We start from the raw sequence: 6,799 nt of genomic DNA, 5'->3' as shown, positions 1-6,799 counted from the left end.
TAAAATCAAAACTCAACTATCCCCTTACTACAAATATAACTTATTGATTTAATTATTATTGGTTACCCTTCTTTAAAATAAATACGGATACAGCGCATCAATGACAGCTTCATATGATGATAACATAACAACAGCATAAAATAGGAGATTGTTTCATAGGTTAAATTTTCAACCTTCTCTTCACGTCTAAAAAGGAAAGCGTTCTCTTTACCCCATAAACAATCCAGTTGTTTTGAATAGTAACACCCCGAACCACTTCTCGCACTTAACTTCATAAGACAACCAAACAAGATAACAAATCCATCCTTGGAGATTTTATCCAATCCGCTTTCCACTTATATCTTCACACTTTGCATATTTGTACACTCTTGTAAGAAAAAACTCTGTTGTCAAAGACAACCGTTCAGTAAAAGAAAAGATGACAATCCTTTGAATAGCGCAAATAAGGAACATAATCTCCTCTTCACATCTGAAAGCTTCCCTCACTAACCTATAAATAATCCGATTTTTTCGGTGTAAATTCATCGACTTCCTGCTTATAGGATTCACTTTATATAGGGTCATGAGAATTCACTTGCCTCCCTCTTCAAAGGATAAAAAATCCAAAACCCACACCAGTCTGTAAACAGGTCGTATTCTTAATAGAGTCTAGTTTCTCTTGGCTTGCTATTCATGTGATGAACATGCATCAAGCGCTATGGGCAAGCCCTTTCCCGAAATATCCAATGCCTCTTAAAAAACGCTTTAACGTTTTAAGGAGGTTGTATTATAATAACACTTCAAATGAAGTGTCTTTATGCAGCGCATCAAAAAAATAACACCAACATCATTGTAAACAATCATAGACATGACAACAGCAACCAGCAAAGCATCCTTCAAGAACAAACTCTATTCTATTTTCCCATAAGCTGTAGTCCTATTAAAAGTTCTCACTCATCGATAGCACCAAGCAGATTCATATATAATTATTTTAAAAATAACCTTATCTTTTTACATCTTGCCCTCTTCCTCACACCTCAAAGGAGGAAGATTCCTACCAGCCACTGGTCTGTCAACAGTCTAGCTTTTCACGGGTAGGTTCCACCTGCTGACCCCTCATGCGGTCCACTTCATAAGTGCAACAAACAAGCCCTGCCCTGAATACGGATCACGATATTTAAAAACACTTAATAATATGGAAAACTTTTCATGCCTTATATCAATGCTCTCAACAACGCTGTTTTACAGCATAATAGAATACCGTCATTTGATGATATAAGTACTCTACCCCTGCAATGTCCAGCAGATGTGCCCCACTGAAAAGAGCTGTATCATTTACAAACAAGCACGGGTTTTAGAATTTTCATCCCTTAGAGCGAAAAAAGCCAAATCCAAAGATGAGGTTACTCTCATACAATTTCAAATGTCATAACAGATAAAGGAAAGTATTCATGCGGTCGAGATAAGCCACACAAGTCCAGCTCCATCCGCATATTTACCTTTAGGCAAATTTTTTTTACAGAGAAAGCCGCAAATCTATTACGTATTCTTGTTTTCCTAATCACTTTTTAAACCACCTTTTGAATTGCGCTTTTGACAGATTCATCAGATATCAAGGTCGTATATAAAAGACAATTAATTAAATAAAAACAATACAATAAGATAAACAACGATATCAAGTGATAGTGTAGAAAATCTATAAGTGGTGCGGGTGGTCGGACTCGAACCGACACTCCTTTCGGAACCAGATTTTGAGTCTGGCGCGTCTACCAGTTCCACCACACCCGCACATTACTATAAAAGACAGACTTGTCGATTACCCTTTTGCACTATATGAAGAAGAACAGATTCGTCAACAGAAGACTTCTCATTTTTTTAGAATTCATATCATTTTTTATTTGTTTTATGAAATATTGTCTCTACCGGATTTATAGAAACCTCATTTGTAAAGTCTTTACCTCTTAATTTTATAAAAAACACATGATATTAAACAAATTAAAGCTTTGGACGATTTCTTTAGCAAATCGGCGTACAGCACCACACTGGCTTGGTTTCATTGCCTTTATTGAAAGTTCTGTTTTTCCAATCCCCATAGATGTTTTATATATTCCAATGCTCCTTATCCATCAAAAGCGGGTTTATCACTATGCTTTTCTTGCGACGATCTGTTCTGTTTTAGGAGGAATTGCCGGTTGGTTTATAGGACATTTTGCCTATGACACCCTTGCCAAACCTATTTTAGAATTTTACGGTAAAGTTGAAAGTTTTGAATCTCTAAAAAACAATGCAACCCTACAATTTCTCATTATTTTACTGATCACATCAGGTTTTTTACATCTTCCCCCCATCAAGATTGTCACAATTTTGGCTGGTGTTATGAGTGTGCGTCTTGAATTTTTCATTCTTATTTGTATTTTTTCCAGAGGCGCTCGATTTTATCTTCTCGCGTGGCTTATGAAACATTTTGGGCAAAAAGCAATGAATTTTTTAGCACAGCATTTCAAATGGATTATTCTCATTGGTTTTGTTAGTCTCCTTTTAATTTATGGGGTTTTCATCGCTTTTTTTAATAAGCAGCTTTTATAAGGAACAGACTTAATGGCATGCGTTTTGTCTTCTCACCCACTTTTACACAAGCACCTTCATATTGAACCCAGCAGAAAAGAACAATGTTTCTGGGCTTTTTTTCTCACTCTTTGCTTGTCCACCACAATAGGTCTCGCCCTTAGTTTTGAATATCTTGGCGGCTATCTTCCTTGCGATTTATGTCTCATAGAGCGTTTTCCCTATTACGGTGCCATACCATTTTTGCTCTTAGCGGGTTTTGGGGCATATTTTTTTCGCCTGTCTTCTTGGATACAACTTTTATTTTTATGTGTTTTCATCTTAATGAGCATCAGCCTTGTTTTAGCTGTTTATCATGCAGGTGTTGAATATGGCTTTTGGGAAGCGCCCCTCAGTTGTGGTTCAAACGCAATGAGAAAAACCTCAGACGTTAACCAGCTGCTTAACCAATTAAACAACATTCATCCTCCTTCTTGTTCTGAAGCATCCGTACGCTTTCTTTTTCTCTCATTTGCCGGTTGGAATGTCGTCTCAAGCCTATTTTTCTCCCTTATAAGCTTCTATATCGCTTCAAAAGGAATTTTTTCAGTCCATAAAAAGCCATAACTTTAAAAAAGCACATCCGCCTGTATTGTTTTGCAAAAAGTTTCTACGAAAAGCAAAAACCTTCACACCTTTTGAGAAAAAACTATGACAAGCAGAAAAATTCTCGATAAATGGGAATATTTCTCATAAAGCAGAAATGCTCCCGTATATAATATAGGCTTCACATAGGCTATAAGCTTCACATTAACAAAAAAACTATGCCAAACGATTGAATTAATTTTCTTTACTGCCAAATTTCTGATGCTCTCACTGCCTCTTTTTTTGCACCCCATATCAATAACCTCTTTTTTGCAATCCATAAGAGATGACAAGATTTCTTTATGGAGAGCGCACATGACGCTCAGCTTTGACCTTTTCCATAACAAGGGTAAGTTCAAACTTTAACCAACACGATAATAGACCTATTCTAAACGATTTACGCACCACCTCATCAGCAACAGGCTGCTCCAATATCGGTGCACTTACTTGAGAATTTTTTGCACTTCCACGCACCGTAAAAAAAGAAAGTCTTTTTTTCATATTTAACTCCATTTCAGTTGATTTGGATTTTAAAAGTGCCCAAAAAAATCAAACAAAAATAGAGAGGTAAGTTACGAAAACTACAGGGTAAATTTTACTGCCCCAAAATATCTATTTTCCCCCGCCTGAACAGTCAGAGGAACACTATAAAAATTATTTTCATTGAAAAACAATTACTTATAATCTAGGGAAGAAAAGTAAAAATCTCCCCCAGAAAAAGAGATTACCTTCAAAATTATCAAAAAAAGCAGCACAATTTTAGTGATTTTTTTGTTTTTTTCTTTTGATAAAATTAATTGGCAGGTGTCTTAGGCGCCCCTCCGGTAGGTTCCCAATTCGCAATACTTGCAAGCTGCTCAATAACATCCTCTTTTAACTTACCATTTTTCTTATTGCGTAAATCATATTGATCAGCATTCTGTTGCAGCCACTTTATAAGCGTTCCTTTAACAGTTTTACCACCCTCAGCCTCACTCACCGCTTCCCATGCCGCAACAATAGCAGCAAGCTTTGGAGCATAACGTGGATGCGTTGGATCTTGAAACGCATATTTTTGGTCCTTAGTCTCAGCAGAATCATCCTCAGGGAAAAAAAACGCAGGACGCAGACCACGCGATGAAAGCCATTTTTTTAAATCATCGACGAGAACATATGAAGAATCTGCATTTATATAACCAAAAGGATTATACGACAATTTCATCTTTAATTGCCCTTCTTTTCCCGCTTGAACGATGGCATTATAAGCTCCTCGAAAATGAGCAGTTTTATCAAACGGTATTTTCCGCCTTCCTTCGTAAATATCACCTTTTTCTGGTTCTAATTCGTTGAAAAACAGACACTTTCCTGGATTCAAGCCCGCTATCAATAACGCTGCCTGCAATAACGTTAGTTTTTCAGAAAGCCGCCAAAATTTCAAACTTTCATCAATTTCCATATATTCCCCGCTTTTTCTGCAAAACTTATCACACTTTTTAATAATCCCACAACCACACCCCTCCTTGTGATCCACAAGAAAATGATTTGAATTGTTTCAATATAAGAAGTTTTGAAATGAGAGGAATCCTACTGAATTTTGGGCTTTCATACAAGATATCAGGCAAGTTACAAGGCGATAAATGCCCCTTCATAAAGCATAAATTTTTATGCGTGATCAAACAATTTGATATGATAATATCTCTGTCATTTATGCACTCCCACCTTTATCTGTCCCTGCAATTACAGCACAAAAGATAATTCGTTACACGCTAACAAATCCACCTAAATGCAAAAGCTGTAACAACGCTAAAATGCGCGTAAATATCATAAGAATACTGTCTTACACCTCCACAAGCGGAATGATTGGCGTAAAACTGTACAATAAAATGCCGTGCCTATAATGAACCGAGCTAAAAGCTGACGCAACACTAGGAGCTAAGGTGTATGACGATGCCGGCTTGCTCTTTATGAAGTAACAAGCCAGCACTATCATTATATTTGCCAGCCCCCAATATTGCGACAGCCCTTGGCTCTTAAGACGGTTCATAAGAGCCATTTTTAGTTCTTTCTTCTATAGTTTTTACCCACACGCCAACCCCGCTTGTAGTGTGCAAGCAAGTGATTTTGATTGATTCAAGATAAACAGATTTGAAATGAGAGAATCCCACGTTATTCGGGAGGCTAATTCAATATGAATAACGCTAGATTATCATTATAAATCAATATCTTTTATGCAGCGTAAAGATGGAAAGACTCAATGGAGTGTATATTATTGTATGAAGGCTTTACTGTTTTACTCTTTTATACTCTTCACGGACGCCCTCATGAAATAGGCATTTGTCCCTTGGAAAAAGTCTCTTTTAAAGAATTATTTCAAATTCCAAAGGTTATTATCATCTTTTGAACGCATCAAATAAATGATGACACAAACCTCTTTCTTTCCATACATTCTCGAGCACACTACAGTGGAACGCTCCATTGAAAACGTCCCTTTAGCATAATAAAGCATATTTTCTCTCAATGCTTTCACGCCCCCCTCTCGACCCCACTTAATAAATCTCCCACTTAATAAATCTTCCTGTACTTGAATTTATTTGCCAGCTTACTTTCATAGCACCCCAGCATTTTTTTACTGCAACCTTTTTGCAATTTTTCAGTTTTGAACTTTTAGATTGACTTTCGGTTTATTTTTCTTATGTTTTAGAATTATTCTAAAGTGCAAAGGAACAGAAAATGTTGAAATCGTTTTTTTCATTTGTACAACGTAAAGCTCTGTTCTTTCGTTCAGCACAAACAATGATGATTCGCGCACTCAAAGCAAAAGAGCAGCATGCGGCGCTCTATTTAAAATATGCAAAAGCTCTCGAACCTTATTCCTCTAGGGAAGCCGCGATTTTTACCGCTATGGGGCTTCAAGAGCTTAAAAATTATAAGCAACTTTTATGCCTTTCTTGCCATAATCGTGCAAACACTATCGGTTCATTATGTGAAAAAACTTCTCTTGTGAAAGGCAAGAGCCGCCATTCCTCCTCAAAAACAACAGCGGCAAATCACACCATAAAAAAGCCTACAAAAACGCAAAGACAAACACTTTTGACGTGGATTCAACCAGGTCTTGCAGGGTTAATGGATGGCTCTGTTTCCACCCTTGCCCCCATTTTTGCCGCAGCTTTTGCCACGGGAGACACGCATCAAACTTTTTTGATAGGGCTCTCAGCTTCAATTGGTGCGGGACTTTCGATGGGTTTCACAGAAGCAGCCCATGATGACGGCAAATTATCAGGACGTGGTTCGCCATTAAAAAGAGGCCTTGCCAGCGGCATTATGACCACATTAGGAGGATTAGGCCATACCCTTCCCTATTTAATCAATTCTTTTTATGTAGCGACAATTATTGCCTTTATCATTGTTTTTTTCGAACTAGGCGCCATCGTCTGGATCCAGAACAGATTCATGTCGACTCCCTTTTGGCGCGCTTCTTTACAGGTCATCATTGGGGGTGCCTTGGTTTTTGCCACGGGTATTCTTATCGGCAGTATCTAAGAAATCCTATCCACAATCCATGATTTAGATCTCTAACGTGTCGTTCCTTTTAGAAATAAAATATTGATTTATAATAATAAATAATCATTTCAACTTGAATCATAACTCCAAA

General features: G+C 37.3%; 5 protein-coding genes, 1 tRNA gene and 1 pseudogene. 3 read left to right on the top strand and 4 right to left on the bottom strand.

What is annotated here, in order from left to right:
- Positions 1–1,682: 1,682 nt before the first annotated feature.
- Positions 1,683–1,767, bottom strand: a tRNA-Leu gene (locus ACFIMQ_RS02055).
- 192 nt (positions 1,768–1,959) lie between these two features.
- Between ACFIMQ_RS02055 and ACFIMQ_RS02050 the strand changes: the two genes are divergently transcribed.
- On the top strand, positions 1,960–2,565 hold the full coding sequence (locus tag ACFIMQ_RS02050; protein ID WP_375615875.1) for a YqaA family protein: 606 nt from the start codon (positions 1,960–1,962) through the stop codon (positions 2,563–2,565).
- Positions 2,566–2,577: 12 nt separating this feature from the next.
- A complete protein-coding gene (locus tag ACFIMQ_RS02045; RefSeq protein ID WP_375615874.1) occupies positions 2,578–3,150 on the top strand; it encodes a disulfide bond formation protein B in 573 nt (190 codons plus the stop codon).
- 318 nt (positions 3,151–3,468) lie between these two features.
- Here the strand turns inward: ACFIMQ_RS02045 and ACFIMQ_RS02040 are convergent, their stop codons facing one another.
- From ACFIMQ_RS02040 to ACFIMQ_RS02030, 3 genes and pseudogenes are all read right to left on the bottom strand, one after another.
- Complete coding sequence (locus ACFIMQ_RS02040; RefSeq protein WP_375615873.1) at positions 3,469–3,669, bottom strand: hypothetical protein; 201 nt, start codon at positions 3,667–3,669, stop codon at positions 3,469–3,471.
- Positions 3,670–3,961: 292 nt separating this feature from the next.
- Positions 3,962–4,603: a hypothetical protein gene (locus ACFIMQ_RS02035; RefSeq protein ID WP_375703284.1), complete on the bottom strand. Its 642-nt coding sequence runs from the start codon at positions 4,601–4,603 to the stop codon at positions 3,962–3,964.
- A 493-nt stretch (positions 4,604–5,096) separates the two neighbouring features.
- Positions 5,097–5,200, bottom strand: a pseudogene (locus ACFIMQ_RS02030) (DUF4102 domain-containing protein); the annotation flags it as partial.
- 677 nt (positions 5,201–5,877) lie between these two features.
- Between ACFIMQ_RS02030 and ACFIMQ_RS02025 the strand changes: the two are divergent.
- The gene (locus tag ACFIMQ_RS02025) at positions 5,878–6,687 is read left to right on the top strand and encodes a VIT1/CCC1 transporter family protein (RefSeq protein ID WP_375703283.1); all 810 of its coding nucleotides are present in this window, start codon (positions 5,878–5,880) and stop codon (positions 6,685–6,687) included.
- Positions 6,688–6,799: the final 112 nt, after the last annotated feature.

This window comes from Bartonella sp. AD13SXNS, assembly GCF_042196465.1.
Lineage (GTDB): Bacteria > Pseudomonadota > Alphaproteobacteria > Rhizobiales > Rhizobiaceae > Bartonella.
This window is presented reverse-complemented; position numbering and strand designations above follow the sequence as displayed.